The 18879-nt window shown below is 37.8% G+C and carries 24 protein-coding genes, 1 tRNA gene and 2 pseudogenes; 21 read left to right on the forward strand and 6 right to left on the reverse strand.

Annotated elements, in window-relative coordinates:
- The first annotated feature begins 198 nt into the window (after positions 1–198).
- From ACIQ7T_RS02800 to ACIQ7T_RS02815, 4 genes and pseudogenes are all read left to right on the forward strand, one after another.
- On the forward strand, positions 199–672 hold the full coding sequence (locus ACIQ7T_RS02800) for a hypothetical protein (protein ID WP_402868462.1): 474 nt from the start codon (positions 199–201) through the stop codon (positions 670–672).
- Positions 673–684: 12 nt separating this feature from the next.
- Positions 685–1020 (forward strand): annotated as a pseudogene (locus ACIQ7T_RS02805) (methyl-accepting chemotaxis protein); the annotation flags it as partial.
- Positions 1021–1155: 135 nt separating this feature from the next.
- Positions 1156–1458: a CZB domain-containing protein gene (locus tag ACIQ7T_RS02810; protein ID WP_402868640.1), complete on the forward strand. Its 303-nt coding sequence runs from the start codon at positions 1156–1158 to the stop codon at positions 1456–1458.
- A gap of 185 nt (positions 1459–1643) precedes the next feature.
- A complete protein-coding gene (locus ACIQ7T_RS02815; RefSeq protein ID WP_402868464.1) occupies positions 1644–1847 on the forward strand; it encodes a hypothetical protein in 204 nt (67 codons plus the stop codon).
- A 178-nt stretch (positions 1848–2025) separates the two neighbouring features.
- Here ACIQ7T_RS02815 and ACIQ7T_RS02820 read toward each other — a convergent pair whose 3' ends face one another.
- Positions 2026–2460, reverse strand: a complete 435-nt coding sequence (locus ACIQ7T_RS02820) for a YslB family protein (protein WP_370075562.1) — start codon at positions 2458–2460, stop codon at positions 2026–2028.
- Positions 2461–2732: 272 nt separating this feature from the next.
- Between ACIQ7T_RS02820 and ACIQ7T_RS02825 the strand changes: the two genes are divergently transcribed.
- The 13 genes from ACIQ7T_RS02825 (at position 2733) to ACIQ7T_RS02885 (ending at position 13892) form a co-directional block, all read left to right on the forward strand.
- Entirely contained in the window at positions 2733–3341 is a 609-nt protein-coding gene (locus ACIQ7T_RS02825) for a succinate dehydrogenase cytochrome b558 subunit (protein ID WP_370075560.1), read from the forward strand.
- A 66-nt stretch (positions 3342–3407) separates the two neighbouring features.
- Positions 3408–5162: a succinate dehydrogenase flavoprotein subunit gene (gene sdhA / locus ACIQ7T_RS02830; RefSeq protein ID WP_370075558.1), complete on the forward strand. Its 1755-nt coding sequence runs from the start codon at positions 3408–3410 to the stop codon at positions 5160–5162.
- Between the two features lie 5 nt (positions 5163–5167).
- Positions 5168–5947: a succinate dehydrogenase iron-sulfur subunit gene (sdhB, locus tag ACIQ7T_RS02835; protein ID WP_370075556.1), complete on the forward strand. Its 780-nt coding sequence runs from the start codon at positions 5168–5170 to the stop codon at positions 5945–5947.
- A gap of 400 nt (positions 5948–6347) precedes the next feature.
- Entirely contained in the window at positions 6348–6806 is a 459-nt protein-coding gene (locus tag ACIQ7T_RS02840; RefSeq protein WP_370075554.1) for an acyl-CoA thioesterase, read from the forward strand.
- Positions 6807–7233: 427 nt separating this feature from the next.
- The gene (locus ACIQ7T_RS02845; RefSeq protein WP_004226437.1) at positions 7234–7455 is read left to right on the forward strand and encodes a helix-turn-helix domain-containing protein; all 222 of its coding nucleotides are present in this window, start codon (positions 7234–7236) and stop codon (positions 7453–7455) included.
- Positions 7456–7530: 75 nt separating this feature from the next.
- Positions 7531–7983: a MarR family winged helix-turn-helix transcriptional regulator gene (locus tag ACIQ7T_RS02850; RefSeq protein ID WP_323653188.1), complete on the forward strand. Its 453-nt coding sequence runs from the start codon at positions 7531–7533 to the stop codon at positions 7981–7983.
- Between the two features lie 10 nt (positions 7984–7993).
- The gene (gene racE, locus ACIQ7T_RS02855; protein WP_370075552.1) at positions 7994–8791 is read left to right on the forward strand and encodes a glutamate racemase; all 798 of its coding nucleotides are present in this window, start codon (positions 7994–7996) and stop codon (positions 8789–8791) included.
- A gap of 133 nt (positions 8792–8924) precedes the next feature.
- Positions 8925–9674, forward strand: a complete 750-nt coding sequence (gene rph, locus ACIQ7T_RS02860) for a ribonuclease PH (protein ID WP_370075550.1) — start codon at positions 8925–8927, stop codon at positions 9672–9674.
- A gap of 1 nt (position 9675) precedes the next feature.
- Positions 9676–10269, forward strand: coding sequence for an XTP/dITP diphosphatase (locus ACIQ7T_RS02865; RefSeq protein WP_402868467.1), 594 nt, complete (start codon positions 9676–9678; stop codon positions 10267–10269).
- Between the two features lie 12 nt (positions 10270–10281).
- Entirely contained in the window at positions 10282–10785 is a 504-nt protein-coding gene (locus ACIQ7T_RS02870; protein WP_370075546.1) for a metallophosphoesterase, read from the forward strand.
- 145 nt (positions 10786–10930) lie between these two features.
- Positions 10931–12391 carry a protein adenylyltransferase SelO gene (locus ACIQ7T_RS02875; RefSeq protein WP_402868469.1) on the forward strand — a complete coding sequence of 487 codons (1461 nt, stop codon included), beginning with the start codon at positions 10931–10933 and terminating at the stop codon, positions 12389–12391.
- Positions 12392–12955: 564 nt separating this feature from the next.
- Positions 12956–13129, forward strand: a complete 174-nt coding sequence (locus ACIQ7T_RS02880) for a DUF2639 domain-containing protein (protein ID WP_370075542.1) — start codon at positions 12956–12958, stop codon at positions 13127–13129.
- A gap of 61 nt (positions 13130–13190) precedes the next feature.
- Positions 13191–13892 carry a YqjF family protein gene (locus tag ACIQ7T_RS02885; RefSeq protein WP_402868471.1) on the forward strand — a complete coding sequence of 234 codons (702 nt, stop codon included), beginning with the start codon at positions 13191–13193 and terminating at the stop codon, positions 13890–13892.
- 43 nt (positions 13893–13935) lie between these two features.
- Here the strand turns inward: ACIQ7T_RS02885 and ACIQ7T_RS02890 are convergent.
- A pseudogene (locus ACIQ7T_RS02890) lies at positions 13936–14377 on the reverse strand (SDR family oxidoreductase); the annotation flags it as partial.
- A gap of 196 nt (positions 14378–14573) precedes the next feature.
- Here ACIQ7T_RS02890 and ACIQ7T_RS02895 point away from each other — a divergent pair.
- Positions 14574–14647: transfer RNA gene (locus tag ACIQ7T_RS02895), tRNA-Arg, on the forward strand.
- A gap of 94 nt (positions 14648–14741) precedes the next feature.
- Here the strand turns inward: ACIQ7T_RS02895 and ACIQ7T_RS02900 are convergent.
- The 3 genes from ACIQ7T_RS02900 to ACIQ7T_RS02910 form a co-directional block, all read right to left on the reverse strand.
- Complete coding sequence (locus ACIQ7T_RS02900; protein WP_402868473.1) at positions 14742–15917, reverse strand: tyrosine-type recombinase/integrase; 1176 nt, start codon at positions 15915–15917, stop codon at positions 14742–14744.
- Positions 15904–16416 (reverse strand): ImmA/IrrE family metallo-endopeptidase, encoded by a 513-nt coding sequence (locus ACIQ7T_RS02905; protein ID WP_402868642.1) that lies wholly within the window; start codon positions 16414–16416, stop codon positions 15904–15906. Before ACIQ7T_RS02905 ends, ACIQ7T_RS02900 begins: the two co-directional genes overlap by 14 nt.
- A gap of 94 nt (positions 16417–16510) precedes the next feature.
- On the reverse strand, positions 16511–16864 hold the full coding sequence (locus tag ACIQ7T_RS02910; RefSeq protein WP_402868475.1) for a helix-turn-helix domain-containing protein: 354 nt from the start codon (positions 16862–16864) through the stop codon (positions 16511–16513).
- Between the two features lie 156 nt (positions 16865–17020).
- Here ACIQ7T_RS02910 and ACIQ7T_RS02915 point away from each other — a divergent pair, with 156 nt between their 5' ends.
- The gene (locus ACIQ7T_RS02915) at positions 17021–17269 is read left to right on the forward strand and encodes a helix-turn-helix transcriptional regulator (RefSeq protein ID WP_402868477.1); all 249 of its coding nucleotides are present in this window, start codon (positions 17021–17023) and stop codon (positions 17267–17269) included.
- 244 nt (positions 17270–17513) lie between these two features.
- Here ACIQ7T_RS02915 and ACIQ7T_RS02920 read toward each other — a convergent pair whose 3' ends face one another.
- Positions 17514–17789, reverse strand: a complete 276-nt coding sequence (locus ACIQ7T_RS02920) for a hypothetical protein (protein WP_402868479.1) — start codon at positions 17787–17789, stop codon at positions 17514–17516.
- 67 nt (positions 17790–17856) lie between these two features.
- On the opposite strand from ACIQ7T_RS02920, the gene ACIQ7T_RS02925 reads away from it, so the two are divergent.
- On the forward strand, positions 17857–18627 hold the full coding sequence (locus ACIQ7T_RS02925; protein ID WP_402868481.1) for a Rha family transcriptional regulator: 771 nt from the start codon (positions 17857–17859) through the stop codon (positions 18625–18627).
- Positions 18627–18866, forward strand: a complete 240-nt coding sequence (locus ACIQ7T_RS02930; RefSeq protein ID WP_402868483.1) for a hypothetical protein — start codon at positions 18627–18629, stop codon at positions 18864–18866. Before ACIQ7T_RS02925 ends, ACIQ7T_RS02930 begins: the two co-directional genes overlap by 1 nt.
- The last annotated feature ends 13 nt before the right edge of the window (positions 18867–18879 follow it).

The raw sequence follows: 18879 nt of genomic DNA on the forward strand, positions 1-18879 counted from the left end.
ATCGTGGATAGAACAGCCAAAGCGACGGAAAGAAGGGCATAATTGATTTTAGAACAAGCGCTTTTCATATAATGTTGAAGAGGATGTGTCAGTAAAAGGCACATCCTTTTTTGTTCACATCAATTTAATACTTTATCTAATTCTATTGTTATATAATAAAATATGACATTTTTTACCAAAGGGAAGGTGGAAGTTTGTATGGGGTTATTTGGTTTATTTCAAAAGTCAATGGATGAAAGCGTTGAGAAGCACAACGATTTAGAAATACAAATATTAAAAAAGCGAATTTTGGAATTGGAACTTGAGCAGGAAAGTATTGATGTGAAAAATGCGATTTTAGACTTTGTACTAGCGCATATGGAGTTAATTAATTTTCAAACGGCTTTAAAGGTTCAAAATGTCTCTACGAGTGTAGGGGATATTTCAGCAATGAGTGAAGAAATGTCGTCAAATACAGAGGAGGTGCTTGCGGTTGAGCAAAATGTTAATGCAAACATTCAAGAAATAAAACAGCATTCATTACTACTTGTAGAAGAAATGGAATCATCCATTTCAAAAGGTGAAATGGTTCAGGAGCTGTTGACCAAAGGAGCAAATTCAACAGAGCAACTGAATGATGAAATGACTAAAATGGATGATATCAGTAAAGGTGTAACCGGGATTGCCGATTAAACGCAACTACTATCTTTAAATGCCTCTATTGAAGCCGCACGTGCTGGTGAGCATGGAAAAGGCTTTAATGTTGTCGCGATGGAGGTAGGGAATTTAGCCAACAGCTCGAAAGGTTCATTGCAAGAAATGACAAAGATTCGCTCAGTCATTGATAAGAAATTACATAATACAATAACAAATATTAAAGAAGTCGAACATTATTTAACTGACTTTATAAGTGTCATGAAGGACAAAATTGCTAATCTGACTGTAACAAGTAGAAATATTGAAGAAGCAGCACATGGTATTCATCAAATAACAGTTGCATCAGAAGAAAATGTAATAGCTGTAGGTCGTTTAGCGGAAACGACGACGGAATTATCACATTCTAGTGACTTCTCGGATATAATACAAAATCAAGTATCTGAAATGTTAAAAGCTATTGCACCGACAATCAGAAAACCATCAGAGCAAACGGTAGTTAGCCAATTGGCAGCAAGGTTAATGGATCATGCTAGCTTTTTACGAAATGCTATTCAAAAGGCTGGTCAGAAAGAAACGATAAAAACGTATCATCAATGTATGTTTGGAAAATGGTATTACGGACATTTTGAGGAATATCAGAACTTACCAGAATATCGTCATATTGAACAACCACATGAATTAGTACATATGGCCGCACAAAAATTAGTGAATGAACTGTCAATTAATAACATAGAAGAAATGATTCAACACTCACTTAATATTTTGGAGGCATTTATTGGGTTAATAGATGTACTTTTAAAAGAAAGACGTGCACAACTATAAATTAGAAAAATGATTCGTAAACATAAACGAGGGGGTGATTTCCGTTCTGGCTAGGCGCTTTGTAGCTGTCGCTTTGCTTTTCGCTACAGAAAACATTTGTTGCTGACGCTTCGCTTTCGCACAGATAAAACATTTGTTGCTGACGCTTCGCTTTCGCGCAGAGCAGAGCTTCCTGGGGGCGTCCGATGAGCCGCTTCACTTGCTATGCTCGCTCCAGGGTCTCGGGCCAACACGATGTTGGTTACGAAGGCGTTATCACAGGACGTGATGTTCTTAGCCTTCGTTCCTCTATTGCTGATCCCCAAGGAGTCGCCCAGCCTCCACTCCAATCAGCCAATTCACATGACATACGCTTTAGCAACATGTCATCCCTAAACTCATCATCATAACGAGGGGGTGATTTCTGTTCCATCACGACGCTTTACTGGGGGCGTCCAATGGAGCTACTTCGCTTGTCCATTTATGACGCTACTCCAAGGAGTTGCCCAATCTTCGCTACAATTAACTTCTATTGTATACATAAAAAGGATTGTCATCCATAAATGTGGGATGGCAATCCTTTTCGTTTTATTCTGTAGGAACGGTATTCATGATTCTTTCTTTAACGTCCCATTTTACTGTGAACGTTACATTTTGTTGCTTTTCACGTTTTTCATCATAGCATTCTGTTAAATAACCTTTTACTTGCTGGATTTGCTCAGCTATAAATCCTGCTTCAAGTCTAAAGCTTCGAAGACCGATTTGTAACAGTTCTGGATCATTTGTCAACTGGAATATACGTCCATCTTTCGATTCTTTGACAAGCTCTAAATTACCCCAACAGGCATCTGCGAAAAATGCGATAAGTTCATCTTGACTTGTACATGGGAACTTCCGAGCTAGATCTTTTCCTGCCCAGTAAAGGACATCATCTTCGTGTTTACCAAGAATGGAAGATAAAATATAATCGCGAATTATCTCATAGCCAAATGCTGAGATTGTAGGAGATGAAGTGTTTAACATTGAAAGCCTTCTTTCTTAGAATTTTCTTAAAATTCGACACTGATAAAGTAAAGATAGATTTTTCGAGAAAAAACGATGCATCATGTACTAGATTACTTATTTAATAAGGAATATGAAAAACTTTAAGTTGCCTTGACGCTCGTAGCTCTTGAGAGTACAATAAACATGTCATAATATTGTACCATGATGAAATACACAGTCAATGAAGTATCAGTTACAAAATGATGACTTCTTTAGTTGTGCTATTTTAAGTACTAAGGGGGGTAACAGTCTTGTCGAAAGATCGAGAGTTTTTATGGCGTCGCTTACATTCTCTACTTGGTATCATTCCAGTAGGTCTGTTTTTAACGATGCACCTGTTCATTAACTTTACAGCAACAGGCGGAGCAGAAAGTTACAACGATGCTACCGCAGTAATGGAAAAGATTCCATTCCTTATCCTAGTTGAATGGATTGTCATTTATATTCCATTAATGTTCCACGCATTCTATGGTGTCTACATTGCATTCACTGCTACACCAAATACAGGACGTTTCAGCACATACCGTAACTGGATGTACTCATTACAACGTTTCACTGGTGTATTCTTAGTGATCTTCATTGCATGGCATATTTTCCAAACTCGTATTCAAAAAGCACTTGGTACAGAAGTTGATTACGACATGATGGCGGATATCGTTTCTAATCCATTCATGCTTGGATTCTACATCGTTGGTATTATATCAGCAACTTTCCACTTATCTAACGGTTTATGGGCATTCCTAGTTAGCTGGGGTATTGTACAATCTCCTCAGTCTCAAAAGATTGCTACTTATGTAACAAACATTATTTTCGTAATTCTAAGTGTAGTTGGTGTGGCTGCTATTTTAGCTTTTGTTTAATTTAATAGAAGCTACTATAGAGTACATGCAATCATTGCAATTTTTTAAGAGGAGTGAGAAATAATCATGGCGAAAAGCAAAATAATTGTTGTCGGCGGCGGTCTAGCTGGTCTGATGGCAACGATTAAAGCAGCTGAAGTTGGTACTGAAGTTGATTTATTCTCATTAGTTCCTGTAAAACGCTCACACTCTGTATGTGCGCAGGGCGGAATTAATGGTGCGGTAAATACAAAAGGTGAAGGGGATTCTCCTTGGATCCACTTTGATGATACAGTTTATGGTGGGGACTTCTTAGCGAACCAACCACCTGTTAAGGGTATGTGTGATGCAGCCCCTGGTATTATTCACTTAATGGACCGTATGGGTGTAATGTTCAACCGTACACCAGAAGGTCTTCTTGACTTCCGTCGTTTCGGTGGTACTTTAATGCACCGTACAGCCTTCTCTGGTGCAACAACTGGTCAGCAATTACTATACGCACTAGACGAGCAAGTTCGCTCTCACGAAGTAGCTGGTTTAGTGAACAAATATGAGCATTGGGAATTCCTTGGTGCAGTAGTCGATCCTGACGGCGTTTGTCGTGGTATCGTAGCGCAAGATATGCGTACAGAAGAAATCAAATCATTCCGTGCAGACGCTGTTATTATGGCGACTGGTGGCCCTGGTATTATCTTCGGTAAAACAACAAACTCTGTTATTAATACAGGTTCTGCTGCTTCTATCGTTTACCAACAAGGTGCTTCATACGCGAATGGTGAGTTCATCCAAATTCACCCAACAGCGATTCCTGGAGATGACAAAAACCGTCTAATGTCAGAGTCAGCTCGTGGAGAAGGTGGCCGTATTTGGACTTATAAAGACGGTAAACCTTGGTACTTCCTGGAAGAAAAATATCCTGCATATGGTAACTTAGTACCACGTGATATTGCAACACGTGAAATTTTCGACGTTTGTGTAAACCAAAAACTTGGTATCAACGGCGAAAACATGGTATACCTAGATCTTTCTCATAAAGATCCACATGAATTAGATGTAAAACTAGGTGGTATTATTGAAATCTACGAAAAATTCGTAGGTGATGATCCACGTAAATTACCAATGAAAATTTTCCCAGCAGTTCACTACTCAATGGGTGGATTATGGGTTGACTACAACCAAATGACTGAAATTCCTGGTCTATTTGCAGCAGGTGAATGTGATTATTCTCAACATGGTGCAAACCGTCTTGGTGCGAACTCATTATTATCTGCTATCTATGGCGGTATGGTTGCTGGACCAAACGCAGTAGATTATGTTAAACATCTTAAAAAGCATGCTGAAGATATTCCACAAGAAGTATTCGATGCTCGCGTTAAAGAAGAACAAGCTAAGTGGGATGCTGTCATGAAAATGGACGGCACAGAAAACGCTTACTTGCTTCATAAAGAGCTTGGTGAAATGATGACAGCTACTATGACAGTAGTACGTTACAATGACCAACTTCAAGATACATTGAATAAACTTGATGAATTCCAAAAACGTTGGGAAAACATTAACATCAACGATACACAAAAGTGGAGTAACCAAGGTGCTCACTTTACGCGTCAGTTAAAAAATATGATTTACCTTGCGAAAGTAATGACAAAAGGTGCATTATTACGTAATGAATCTCGTGGTGCACATTATAAGCCAGACTTCCCGAACCGTGATGATGAGAACTTCTTAAAAACAACAATGGCGAAGTTTGATCCAACTACTGGTAACCCAATCATTACTTACCAAGAAGTCGACGTTTCATTAATTCCACCACGTAAACGTGATTACTCTGCGAAAGGAGACTAAGAATTATGAATATCGCAGCTAATACTGGAAGAATGGTAAAAGTTGAAATTTTACGTCAAGATACAAAAGGTGGCAATGGCTACTGGCAGAAATTCGAAGTTCCTTATCGCCATGGTATGAACGTCATTTCTGTATTAATGGAAATTCAAAAGAATCCAGTTTTGTCAAATGGTGAAAAAACTACACCAGTTGCATGGGATATGAACTGTCTTGAAGAAGTTTGTGGTGCATGTTCAATGGTTATCAATGGCCGCCCACGTCAATCTTGTTCAACTCTTGTTGACCAATTGACTGAGCCAATTAAACTTGAGCCTATGAAAACTTTTCCAGTTATTCGTGACTTACAAGTTGACCGTGAACGCATGTTCAATGCACTTAAAAAAGTTAAAGCATGGGTTCCAATTGATGGTACTTATGATTTAGGTGAAGGTCCACGTATGCCAGAAGGTAAACGTCAATGGGCTTATGAATTATCTAAATGTATGACTTGTGGTGTATGTATGGAAGCGTGTCCAAACGTGTCTGAAAAAGCTTCATTCATCGGACCAGCACCATTATCACAAGTACGTCTATTCAACACTCACCCAACTGGTGCAATGATTAAAGACGAACGTTTAAATGCAATCATGGGTGATGGAGGCCTTGCAAACTGCGGTAACTCACAAAACTGTGTAGCTGCTTGTCCAAAAGGTATTCCTTTAACAACATCTATCGCATCATTAAACCGTGCAACTACAGTGCAAATGTTCCGTAACTTCTTCGGTTCTGACCACTACGTTGACTAATAGTACAAGCTTTACTCCCAAACTCCCTTACACTAAATGTGTAAGGGAGTTTTTTTCTATGAAAAATATTAAATAATTTTGTAGAATAAAACTCGTAAATGCTTGATTGATCCTACTCACCATTAAAGTTTCGTACTATAGGGAGTTCAGATAGGGGCATTTTCAAGAAAGAGTAATAAACTAAATATGATGTCTTCATTACAGCATAAAAAGATCGAATTACGCAAAAATAGGATAGGTATCATTGGGGTGTACAGAAAATGAGTTTTACCGAGTAAAAATGTGAATTTTCTATGATAATATAGTGTTTTCCTTTATAATGAATGTATATTCATTTATGACTTGCGAATTCCATTTGTTGTTTTGGAAGAAGCGAATAAAAATTAGGGGGATGGCTAAGATGAAAGCAAATTATATCGGAGATTTTCAGGAATGGACAAAGGATTTTGCATTTTTTATTGAGGTTCGTGTACGTTTTTCAGAAACGGATATGTACGGTCATATGAACAATACAGTTAGCTTTACATATTTTGAACAAGCACGAATCGATTATTTCCGTCATTTAGGTGTTCTAATGCCATCAGCAATTGATGAACATGTAGAGGGTATTCCGATTGTAGCCGACTTACAGTGTGATTACGTGAAGCAAGTTTTCTTTGATGATGTGCTAAGAATTTATACGAAGGTAGCGACAGTAGGGAACTCATCATTGGATATTCATTACTTAGCGAAAAACCAGCATGATGAAGTTTGCTTTACGGGTCGTGGTACGGTAGTGCAAATGAACCCTCGAACTGGTAAGAGTGTACCACTATCTGAGGAAGAAAAAACTCACTTAGCAAGCTTGGTGTTCCTATAGTATTGGAAACGGATTACGAAAGTTAATTGTCCATAGACAAAAATAGTGAGAGTTATATTTTTCAACATTGCAAAAAGTTTTCTCGAGGAAATAAGTATAAATAATGATTTCGACGATTGAAATTGCACTTTTACGACTCATTACAAAAAGTTGTGGATGACACCATATATATAAGTTGATTGAAGTAAAGACTGGGCGACTCCTTGAGAATCAGCGGCTCATTATACGCCCCGTGAAAGCGCCCAGTCGGAACGGAAAACAACCACTTGTTATGGTGATGATCCATTTTTAAATAAATTCATTAATCGGTGGAAGTAATTTCCGATTTTTTTTAGGAAACACGAGATATTAATGAAAATAGCCGTCACCGCTCCTCATTCCTTAACATAAGTTACAATACGTGCGGGGGAGGAGGGTGTAACTGAAAATGAATGGCTCTCATCATCGTTCTCTTTTAACGAACCGAGAACGTGAAATATTTGCGCTTTTATTAGCTGAAAAAACAACGAGGGATATTGCAGAGCAACTTGGTATTAGTGAAAAAACAGTGCGAAATCACATTTCCAATACAATTCAAAAGTTAGGTGTAACGAATCGATCTCAGGCGTTAATTGAGCTGTTACGCTTAGAAGAATTTAAATTAGACTAATTGGACACTTGCTATTTCAGAAAAAAAACGACAAAATAGAACTATTCAACGTATTTTTAGGAGTGAAATAGTTATATGTCGGATGAAGTAACAAAGCACTCACCTGAAACCGTTGCAACGGTTGAAAAGGAATTACGCTATATAGCGGCGATTGTGAAGCAAAAAGGAAGAGAGATTGTTTCACAATATGCGATTACGCCGCCACAATTTGTTGCATTACAGTGGTTAGAAGAGCTTGGAGATATAACAATTGGCGACCTGTCAAATCGATTATACTTAGCTTTTAGTACAACAACAGATCTAGTGGACCGAATGGAGAAAAATGAATTAGTCAAGCGAATGCGTGACGAAAATGATCGTCGTGTCGTTGTTGTTCATCTTCTCGAGAAGGGCGAACGTATTATTCAAGAGGTTATTGAAAAAAGACAGCAATATTTGCAAGAGAAACTTGTTGGTTTTAATGAACAAGAAGTCGCGCAATTATCAAGCTATTTAGAAAAACTACATGTACACATGAAACAGGATTGAGGCGGAAAGTATGAATGCCCCGATAGGCGTTATTGACTCAGGAGTAGGCGGTTTAACCGTAGCAAAAGAAATAATGAAGCTGTTACCAAACGAAACGATCTATTATATTGGTGATACAGCAAGATGTCCGTATGGTCCAAGAAGTCGTCAGGAAGTACGAAACTTCACTTGGCAAATGGCAAAAGCACTAGAAAAAATGAATATCAAAATGCTCGTCATTGCTTGTAATACAGCGACTGCAGTAGCACTCGAAAGTTTACAAAGAAATATGCCTTTTCCGGTACTAGGCGTTATTAATGCTGGCGCACGTGCAGCTGTAAAGAAAACGAAGCGACATGAAGTCGTTGTGCTTGCAACAGAAGGAACAATTAAAAGCGGGGCGTATGAGGAAGCCTTATTATCACTGAATACGTCGACTCATATTATTCCGCTTGCTTGTCCAACATTCGTACCACTTGTAGAAAGTGGCGAATATAAAGGCGAATTTGCAAATAATTTAATTGCGGAAGGCTTAAAGCCGTTGAAAAATGAACAATTTGATACGGTCATACTAGGATGCACGCACTATCCAATTCTGCAAAAACAAATTGAAGCTGTTGTAGGAGAAGAAGTTTTTGTGCTTTCTTCTGCTGAGGAAACAGCAAAGGATGTTCAAGAAATGCTTGAATATAATGGCACTTTGGCTGATCCAGACGCTGTGCCTGCCCATAAATTTTATGCAACTGGTTCAGTACCGATTTTCCGTTCAATTGCTGAAAGCTGGCTTGAGCAAGGTACTCTCCGTATAAAACGTATGACATTAAAATAAAAAATCAGCTTAGCTAGGGGCTAGGCTGATTTTTGCCGTTTTTAGCATTGTACATAAGGGGACCGAGCACTTTTTTGAAGGTGAAAATTATGTTAAGATGAGTGCGCGAAAGATTTTAGGAGGAACGAAAATTATGACAAGATTTGATGGAAGAAATGTAGATGCGCTGCGTCCTGTGAAAATAGATAGTGAGTATTTATTGCACCCAGAAGGCTCAGTGTTAATTCAAGTAGGCAATACAAAAGTAATTTGCACAGCAACGATTGAGGATAAGGTTCCTGGATTTTTACGTGGACAAGGCAAAGGGTGGATTACTGCAGAATACTCGATGCTACCTCGTGCAACAGCACAGCGTACAGCACGTGAATCATCTCGCGGCAAAGTCAATGGCCGCACAATGGAGATTCAACGATTAATCGGTCGTTCATTACGTGCGGTCGTTGATTTAGAAGCACTTGGTGAGCGTACGGTGTGGATTGACTGTGACGTGATTCAAGCAGATGGAGGGACGCGTACAGCTTCAATTACAGGAGCATTTGTAGCGATGACACAAGCAATTGCTAAGTTTGTAGAAGAAAAACAATTAGCAAAATTCCCAATCACAGACTATTTAGCTGCAACAAGTGTTGGTATTGTAGAGGATCACGGAGCAATTTTAGACTTAAACTACGTTGAAGATGTTGCTGCTGCTGTAGATATGAATATCGTCATGACAGGTGCAGGACGCTTTGTTGAGCTTCAAGGGACAGGTGAAGAAGCAACCTTTTCACGTGAAGAGTTAAATGAACTGCTGGCGTTAGGTGAAGCAGGCATTCAACAATTGATTGCACTTCAAAAAGAGACACTAGGTGAATTGGCTAACAAAGTGGGAGGAAATGAATAACATGAAACAAGTAGTCATTGCAACTAAAAATAAAGGAAAAGCAAAAGATTTCGAAGCGTTATTTGGTCCACTTGGCTATGAAGTAGTAACGATGTTTGATGTTGCCCCAGAGATGGAAATAGAAGAAACAGGCACTACTTTTGAGGAAAATGCAATCTTAAAGGCAGAAGCATTGGCAAAAGAGCTAAACACAATTGTTATTGCTGATGATAGTGGCTTAGCTGTGGATGCATTAAATGGTGAACCTGGTGTTTATTCTGCACGCTATGCGGGTGATCATGATGATGAAGCAAACATGGTTAAGTTGTTAGAAAACCTAAAAAATGTCGAAGATGAAAAGCGTACAGCACGCTTCTGCTGTTGCATCGCTATTGCAGGACCTGATTTTGAAACGACAACAGTTTTTGGTACTTGTGAAGGTATCATTGCACACGAAAAACGTGGTACAAACGGATTTGGTTACGATCCAGTCTTCTTTGTCCCAAGCTTAAACCGTATGATGGCAGAGCTAACAGCCGATGAAAAAGGAGCAATTTCCCACCGTGGGAATGCTATTCGAAAGTTGAAGGAACAATTACCTAATCTTATAAAATAAGAGGTGATATCCATGCAAATACTGGTCATGAGTGATACACATGGTGATAGTAATGTGATTGAAAAAGTGCGTAGCTTTTACCCAAATGCTGATGCTTTCATTCATTGTGGAGATAGTGAGCTTCCTTTCTCTCATAAAGCATTGGATGGCATGAAGAAAGTACGCGGAAATTGTGACATCGATCAAGCCTTCCCTAATGAGGAAGTATTCGGTTTAGAGGACGTCACAGTCTTTGTAGCACATGGACATTTATTCAATGTTAAAACTTCAATCTTATCGTTATCATATCGTGCCAAAGAGGTAGATGCACAAATTGCGTGCTTTGGTCACTCTCATATTCTTGGGGCGGAAATGATTGATGATGTGTTATTTTTAAATCCTGGGAGCTTATTAAAACCACGTGGTCGTAAAGAAAAAAGCTTTGCTCTTGTAGAGGTTGAAGCTACGTATTTTGAAGTAAAGTTCTTTACGGATGATAATAGCTGTATTTCCAGCCACAAGTTTATGCGAAAATGATGTAACAAAAACGCTTAAGTTTTAGAAACTCTAAGCGTTTTTTGTTTTATCTCGGCCCGATTGGTAAGACAAAATGGTAAAAATGGCTATGAATTGTTTATGACGAAGTAGAAAAAATAAAGATAAACGTAACGAAGGAGAAAACATGGAAAATACAATAGGATGGAATTTTGATAATAGCTATACTCGCCTACCAAGCATTTTTTATTCATTAATTAATTTAAATCCAGTTCGTTCACCAAAGTTAATAATGGTAAATGAATCAGTTGCCAATTCACTTGGATTAAACGTCGATGCTTTGCAAAGCGAGGAAGCAGTAGCGGTTTTTGTAGGTAACAACAATCCAACTGGTGGCATGCCCATTGCACAAGCTTATGCAGGTCATCAATTTGGTCACTTTAATATGCTCGGAGACGGAAGAGCACTGTTATTAGGGGAACAACTAACACCAGCTCATGAACGCTTTGATATCGCATTAAAAGGCTCAGGAAGAACTCCTTATTCCCGTGGCGGAGATGGTAGAGCAGCACTTGGTCCAATGCTACGTGAATATATTATTAGTGAAGCCATGCATGCACTTGGTATTCCAACTACTCGAAGTTTAGCTGTCGTGACTACTGGAGAATCGATCATCCGTGAAACAGAACTTCCAGGTGCAGTTTTAACCCGTATTGCAAGCAGTCATTTGCGAGTAGGAACTTTCCAATATGCAGCGAACTTTGGAACTGAGGATGAGCTAAAAGCTTTGGCGGATTATGCTTTGGAACGTCACTTTCCTAATGCTGATGAAACTAAAAATCGTTATTTAACACTACTACAGGAAGTTATCAAGAAACAAGCATCTCTCATTGCAAAATGGCAGCTAGTTGGTTTTATTCATGGCGTCATGAACACAGATAATATGACCATTAGTGGAGAGACGATTGATTATGGTCCTTGTGCTTTCATGGATACGTATGATCCAGCGACAGTATTTAGCTCTATTGATCGACAGGGACGTTATGCTTACGGGAACCAGCCTAATATCGGTGGATGGAATTTAACACGACTGGCAGAATCATTAATACCGTTAATCCATGAAAATCAGGAAGAGGCTATACACTTAGCTCAAGAGACTTTAAAGCAATATCCTCAGCTGTATTATGCAAACTGGCTAACAGGTATGCGGGCAAAGCTTGGGATATTTAACGAAGAAGATCAGGACGGGGCACTCATTGAAGAGTTTCTAAAGTTAATGCAGCAACATCAAGCTGACTATACGAATACATTTATCGCATTAACCTTCGATAAATTTGATGACTCACCGTTATTTAATACAAATGAATTTAAAGAATGGCATAAGAATTGGCTCGCAAGGATAGAAAGACAGCAAGAAACTAAAGATATGTCTCAACAATTAATGCGCGATTATAATCCAGCAGTTATTCCACGAAATCACCGTGTAGAAGAAGCATTAGAGGCTGCTGTTGAGCAGGGTGACTATAGCGTTATGGAGCGATTATTGGATGCGCTTGCTCAACCTTTTGCACATTGTGTGGAGCAGCAGGAATATGCGACATTACCAACGCCATCTAACCAACCATATCGAACGTTTTGTGGCACATAAGTTGAAAAACGAGGGAATAGAGCCATATTAAATAAAGTATGCCTCTTGGCAAAAAGAGGGGTTGATTTCCGTTCCGACTGGGCGCTTTGTAGCTGCCGCTTTGCTTTCGCTACAGAAAACATTTGTTGCTGTCGCTTTGCTTTCGCACAGAGCAAAGCTTCCTGGGGGCGTCCGATGAGCCGCTTGGGCCAACACGATGTTGGTCACGAAGGCGTTATCACAGGACGTGATGCTCTTAGCCTTCGTTCCTCTATTTGCTGGCTCCGGGGTCTCGGGCCAACATGATGTTGGTCACGAAGGCGTTATTACAGGACGTGATGGTTTTAGCCTTCGTTCCTCAATTTGCTAATCCCCAAGGAGTCGCCCAGTCTCCACTCCAATCAACCAACTCACATAGTATGTATCTTATGTATGAAAGCGAGTGGCCTGGAACGGAATCATCCTTATTTAAATAGCAACAACATTCACCAAAATTACCTTGACCCATTTTGTTTTTTTATTTTGAAAAAATGTCACTACATAAATTCCTGAGCATACGCTATGTTATGAATAGTAGTGAAGGGAATGTGTAAAGTGCATAAGTATTCAAAAGGTTGGTTTGTGAAGCAACTTCGAGATCATGGTATTTTGGTGCATCCACAATATAAAAGTCATTTAGGCAGTTATAAAGAATCCGAACTGCGCAACTTATATTACCGATATGTTGAAACAGAAACATTAGATTCAGAACAAAAATAATCATTTTCGTTTGAATAACTCCTTTGTAGGAAAGAATCTAACTACAGAAAGGAGTTATTTTATGTGGAGTAAACCGTGGATTTTAACGCAAATATGGCAAGATGTGTTGTTTCTACATTGGCCAGTATCACCTAAGGATTTAGAACAGTACATTCCGCAAGAGTTGCAGCTGGATCTCTATGAAAATAACGCTTGGCTTAGTGCTGTCCTTTTTAAAGTAAAAGGACAACGACTGAGATTTCTACCACCATTCCCAGGAGTAGGTACTCATTTGCAGCTTAATGTGCGGACATATGTTACATATAACGGCATGAAGGGTATCTATTTCTTTAACTTAGATGTTACGAATCGTTTTATTGTACAAATAGCTACAAAGGGCAGTTTATCATATCGCCATTCAAAAATAGCTTTAAAACAAATAGGGAACAATTTCTCTTTTACAAGTTTATATCAAGGTGCACTCGATGAAAGGTTGGAAATTTCATATCAACCGATTGCCAGTGAAACAAGTAGTTCTACCTTTGATAAATGGTTAGTAGAACGTTATCATTCTTGGTCAAAGTGGAAGAATTCCCTATTTCGCATAGATATAGATCATATGCCATGGCAGCTACAACGAGTCCATATCAACATTGAGAGCAACACACTAGCTCCATTTGTGAGGGAATCTGTCCAAGGCATTCAACCGATTGCTCATTATTCGAAGAGTAAGCAAGCTAGAATTTATTCACCAAAAATAGAATCCGGATTCAAAAATGCTTAGTGAATCTGGTTTGCTTTTGTTTGTTGATTAGTAGTAGTTTGACTTATTCTTCATACATCATTTTCTTTGTCATCCCACCATCAACAGTTAGATTAATGCCTGTGACGAAATTATTTGTGGGGCTAGTTAAATATAAGCAAGCCTGTGCAATGTCTTCAGGTACGCCTACACGCCCCGATAAATGCTGCTCGTGATCAATCATACGGAGCTGTTTATAATCACCTGTTTCAATCCAACCAGGTGAAATACAATTAACCGTAATATGATCTGGACCTAAAGAACGCGCTAAAGCATGTGTAAATGCAACGATACCGCCTTTTGTTGCTGCATAGGCTTCGGTGTGGGGCTCAGACATCTCAGCACGTGTAGAGGCTATAGAAACGATTGAGCCACCATTGGACATTAGCTAGCATAACTTTTGCAGCCTCTCTCGAACACAAAAAGACACTCGTCAAATTAGTTTGGATCATATCGTTCCATTCGTCCGACCTTCAGTTTTTTTGCTTTTCATTATTTTAGCAAAAGTAGAGATGAGGAGGGCATAATGGGGTACAGGAAATCATATAATATTAATATGAGGCAAACCTTGCCTTCATAGTAAAATTAATGTTGACATTTTGATATAAAGCACATATAATAAATATTGTCCTTGATATGGACTACATAAAAAAATAACATCATGTCTCAGTAGCTCAGCAGGATAGAGCAACGGCCTTCTAAGCCGTCGGTCGGGGGTTCGAATCCCTCCTGGGACGCTAACTTAAGCCTTACAGCCATAACGGTTGTAAGGCTTTTTATATTTATGCATAAATGTATATTTTATTATTTGGTGCCCAAGAGGTGCCCAAATCAATCTTTTTCATCAAAAAGTTTATCAAAATGAGAACTAGCTCGTTGATCGGTTTCTTGTAAAAGATGTCCATAAGTATTCATTGTTGTTGTAATATTAGAATGACCTAATCTTGATTGAATAACTTTTGGGTGTTCTCCGGCATGAATTAATAAAGTAGCCGAAGTGTGACGTAGATCGTGGAAACGTATTCTAGGTAAATCAGGATTCCTTTTCATAAATCGGTCCCACCATTGACTTATTGAATCTGGGCGATATGGTTTACCGAATTCATTTGAGAAAAGAAAAAAGTGTTCATTCCATTCTCGCTCGGTGCCAGCCTCTTCTAATTGATATTTTTTAACTGCAGCAAGTGTAACTAAATCATTCATTATATTCGATGGAATAGTTACTACACGTTTTCTTTTACCTTTTGTCTCTTTTACAATGATCCCATCTCCAGTTAAATTAACTAAAGCTTGTTCTATTAAAAGAGTATTGTTTTCAGTGTTTAAGTGTTTTCCTTCTATCGCTACTAATTCACCCTGGCGTGCAGCACTTACAACAGCAAGTTCAACCAATAATCTTTTTTCGGCAGTTTCACGATTGTTTAGTCGTTCAAACAACAATTTAACTTGTTCAGCGTTATACGCTGTGCCTTCTTCGTATTTAAGTTTCGGTAGCTTTACATTTTTACATGGACTTTCTTCAATCAAGTTCCATTGGACAGCTACGTTCATAATACTCGCGAATGCTTTATAAATATTATGGACAGTCGAAGGTGCCAATTCACCTTCTTGTTCATCTAACCTACGTTTTTTCTTCTGTAAATCTCCAACAAAGAACACCACATCAACTTTTTTAATATCTTTTAATTTCATATCACCAAAAATAGGGAGAATGCGTTTTTCTAAATGTGTGCAGTTATCTTTAAAAGATCTAGCGCTATAATGTTGTTTTGCATAGTTTTCTTTCCAACGAGGATAAAGATTGTTTAATGTTATCGAATCAATATCACTAAAATAAACATCTTTATTCTGTTTCATCTCTTCTTCAAATAAAACTAATAGGCGGATCGCTTCTTTTTCATTCTTAGCTTCTACATTTTTAGTTTTCCGAATGCGTCGATTACCTCGATATCCTAAATCAGCTATAAGTTTGAATTTATTTTTTCCTATATTTTTAACATATCCCACTAAAATTACTCCTTTCTTCACGAAAGTCTCTATTATAAAAATGATTATAAGAATAATGGTGCAATCTCTTATAAGCTACATCTTCTTCTACTTTAAATTGTTCGCATATAAGATGAATTGCTTTTTCTTCATTAAAAGGCAGCTCCAACTTATTTAGCATAAAAGTAGGAACACATGCATGTAGCATGAAATTATCTGCCTTCCACTCTTGATACTCTATCCATGAATACGGCATCTTTTTTTGACTTCCACTATGCCAGAGCGCATGACAAAGTTCATGACAAAAATCTTGCCACATTTCCTGCTCATTCAAATCCTCATTTAAAAAAATATAAACTTTGCCTTTAAGGAATAAAGCCTGACTAGGATTTTTCCAATAATATAATTGAATGTCTAATCTATAGGCTATCTCTCTAAAATCTAATTGATATGGTGAAAAGATACCTAATCGAGTGTATAGATTTTCAATAAAATCTTCTGTATGCGTTTTATAAGAAATTCAAATCAGCCCCAAACTAAATCTATTAGAACATATGTTCTATTTTAGTTTACAATAAAACCCCACTTCTGGGAAGAAGGGCTTTAGTAAATTTTTACTTCTTTTCATGTTTTATAATTTCCCAAATATCACGTAATCGACGAACTGCTTCTTCATCCGACTCAGGAAGTTCTTTATAAAAGACCTGTAACTCAGGATCATTAGCAAATGCTAGAAATGCAGCTTCGCTATCATAAGGTTGTTTTTCATCTGTTTCACAAAGAATATAACCGACACTTACGTTATATTTTTCTGCTAACTTCTGAACGCTACCTATAGATATTTCGTTACGTCCTTGTTCGTAGTACCCATATGCACTTTCGGAAATATTTAAAAACTTTGCAACATCTGATTGTGTTAACTTAGCTTCTTTCCTTAATTCTCTTAGCCTTTGCGGTACATTAGACATAATCACACCTCATTTAAAAATGTAATATCATTATACAACTATTTGTTGGGTAAATAGTTAAATAAAAAACAAAAACAACAAAAAGTCTAGTTTTGTGTTGACAAACAACTTTTTGTTGGGTAAGATAAAAACAACAAAAAGTTGGGAGGTGCGATTTTGAAAATCACAAACCGCCGTACTAGTCTTGTAAATGCAAGAAAACAAAAAGGCTGGCTACAAAAAGATGTAGTAGAAAAACTGTCAAATGATTATGGTATATCGATTACTGAAAGCTATTATGGAATGATTGAGCAAGGTGTAAGAACACCATCGTTAGAGGTTGCATTAGCTATTTCAGCATTATTTGATATGGAACCATCAAAAATTTTTTTAAATAACAACACAACATTTTGTTGTGTAGGGTGAATATTAAAAGACGGTCATCTAATTGTCCACACATCACCAGTTAATCTGTATATAACTCGAAAGGGGGGTGCAAATGTGAATCAGAAAACAGGTTCTGAAATTGAAAAATTACTCAATAAAAATAAATTCGAGATGCGAGAGTTACAAATCCAACTTGGTAAAGACCGCTACGAAACAGTTGTAAATGAAATAAGAGAAGTTCTAGTTCGCAACGGACTTAATGAGTTCAATTCATTTCAGTTACTTAATCATCTAAGCGATATTTTTCGAGTGGAACGTATACATGTTTGAAATTAACTTGAAATAAATCAGGATTAGTGCCATCCATATGGTCACTACGTAGTTCTTTATTTAAATCAGCAGCAGCACCTAAAGCGTTTTTTAACATTTCTTCTGCTCGCTCAGTAAATTTAGCTACGCAATAAGGACAACTAATAGGAAGTTGCTTTTCCCAATTATGCCAGTAAATCGGGAAGGTATTGTCACAGTTATAACATTTTACATCTGCATGAGTTATCAAATCAATCACCTCCAATCTACCAATAGTTTAGCAGATTGGAAAATATTAAAACACAGGAGGTTTTATCATGAATCAATTAACAAGAAATATCCAAAGTACGGAAGTGGCAGAAATGGTTGGTCGTCGTCATGACCAAGTTACACGAGACATTCGCAATATCATCGAGCAATTAGGTGACCACACTTTTGTGGAGTCCTATTTCATTGAAAGTGAATACACAAATTCTCAAAACAAACAGCAACCATGTTACTTACTTACAAAAAAAGGTTGCGAACTTTATGGCACACGTATGACTGGTGAAAAGGGTACTCAATTTGCCATAGCATACATCGAACGGTTTAACGAAATGGAAGAGAAGCAGAAAGTGAATTTCACTATGCCGCAACCAACTCAAGCAGAAATTATCGCTATGATTGCTCAACAAGGTGTTGAACAAGAACGTCGTTTGAATGTAGTAGAAAAACGAACAGCTCAACTAGAAGCTCAACAAGAAAACATCACACAAATTGTTTCTCTTAATCCTAATGAATGGAAGGACAAGGTTAATGTCATTCTAAACAAAATCGCTTTAGCTCGTGGAGGCGGTGAACAATATCGCCTAGTGAGAAATGAAAGCTATGAGTTGTTAGAAAGACGTGGCCATTGTCGTTTAAATATTCGCTTGGAAAATCGAAAGAAAGAAGCTCTATCAAACGGAATCATTTCTAAAGCAAAAATTGAAAAGTTTAAAAAGATTGATGTAATTGCTGATGATCCTAAACTAGTTGAAATCTACTTAGCTATCGTGAAAGAAATGGCTATAACACACAAAATTAAAGTAGAAGGGTTGGGAGCCTAGTGTTAGAACTAATCAGAAAAAACACTTTACTCACAGATCAATTTGCAATTGAAACTGATACAAACGTTGATCACGCTTTATCTGTTATTTCTATTAATCCAGTAGAAGGTAATGAAACTGATGGTTTTACAGAAAACACAGGTATTACTTTAAGTCTTGACTATAAAGAATTAGATGAAATCATCTTCATTTTACAAGAAGCCAGTAACGCTCTTAAACGATCAGAAAATCGGTTGTAAGGAGGTCTTCAAA

Source organism: Lysinibacillus sp. NPDC096212, from assembly GCF_044763105.1.
Taxonomy (GTDB): Bacteria; Bacillota; Bacilli; order Bacillales_A; family Planococcaceae; genus Lysinibacillus.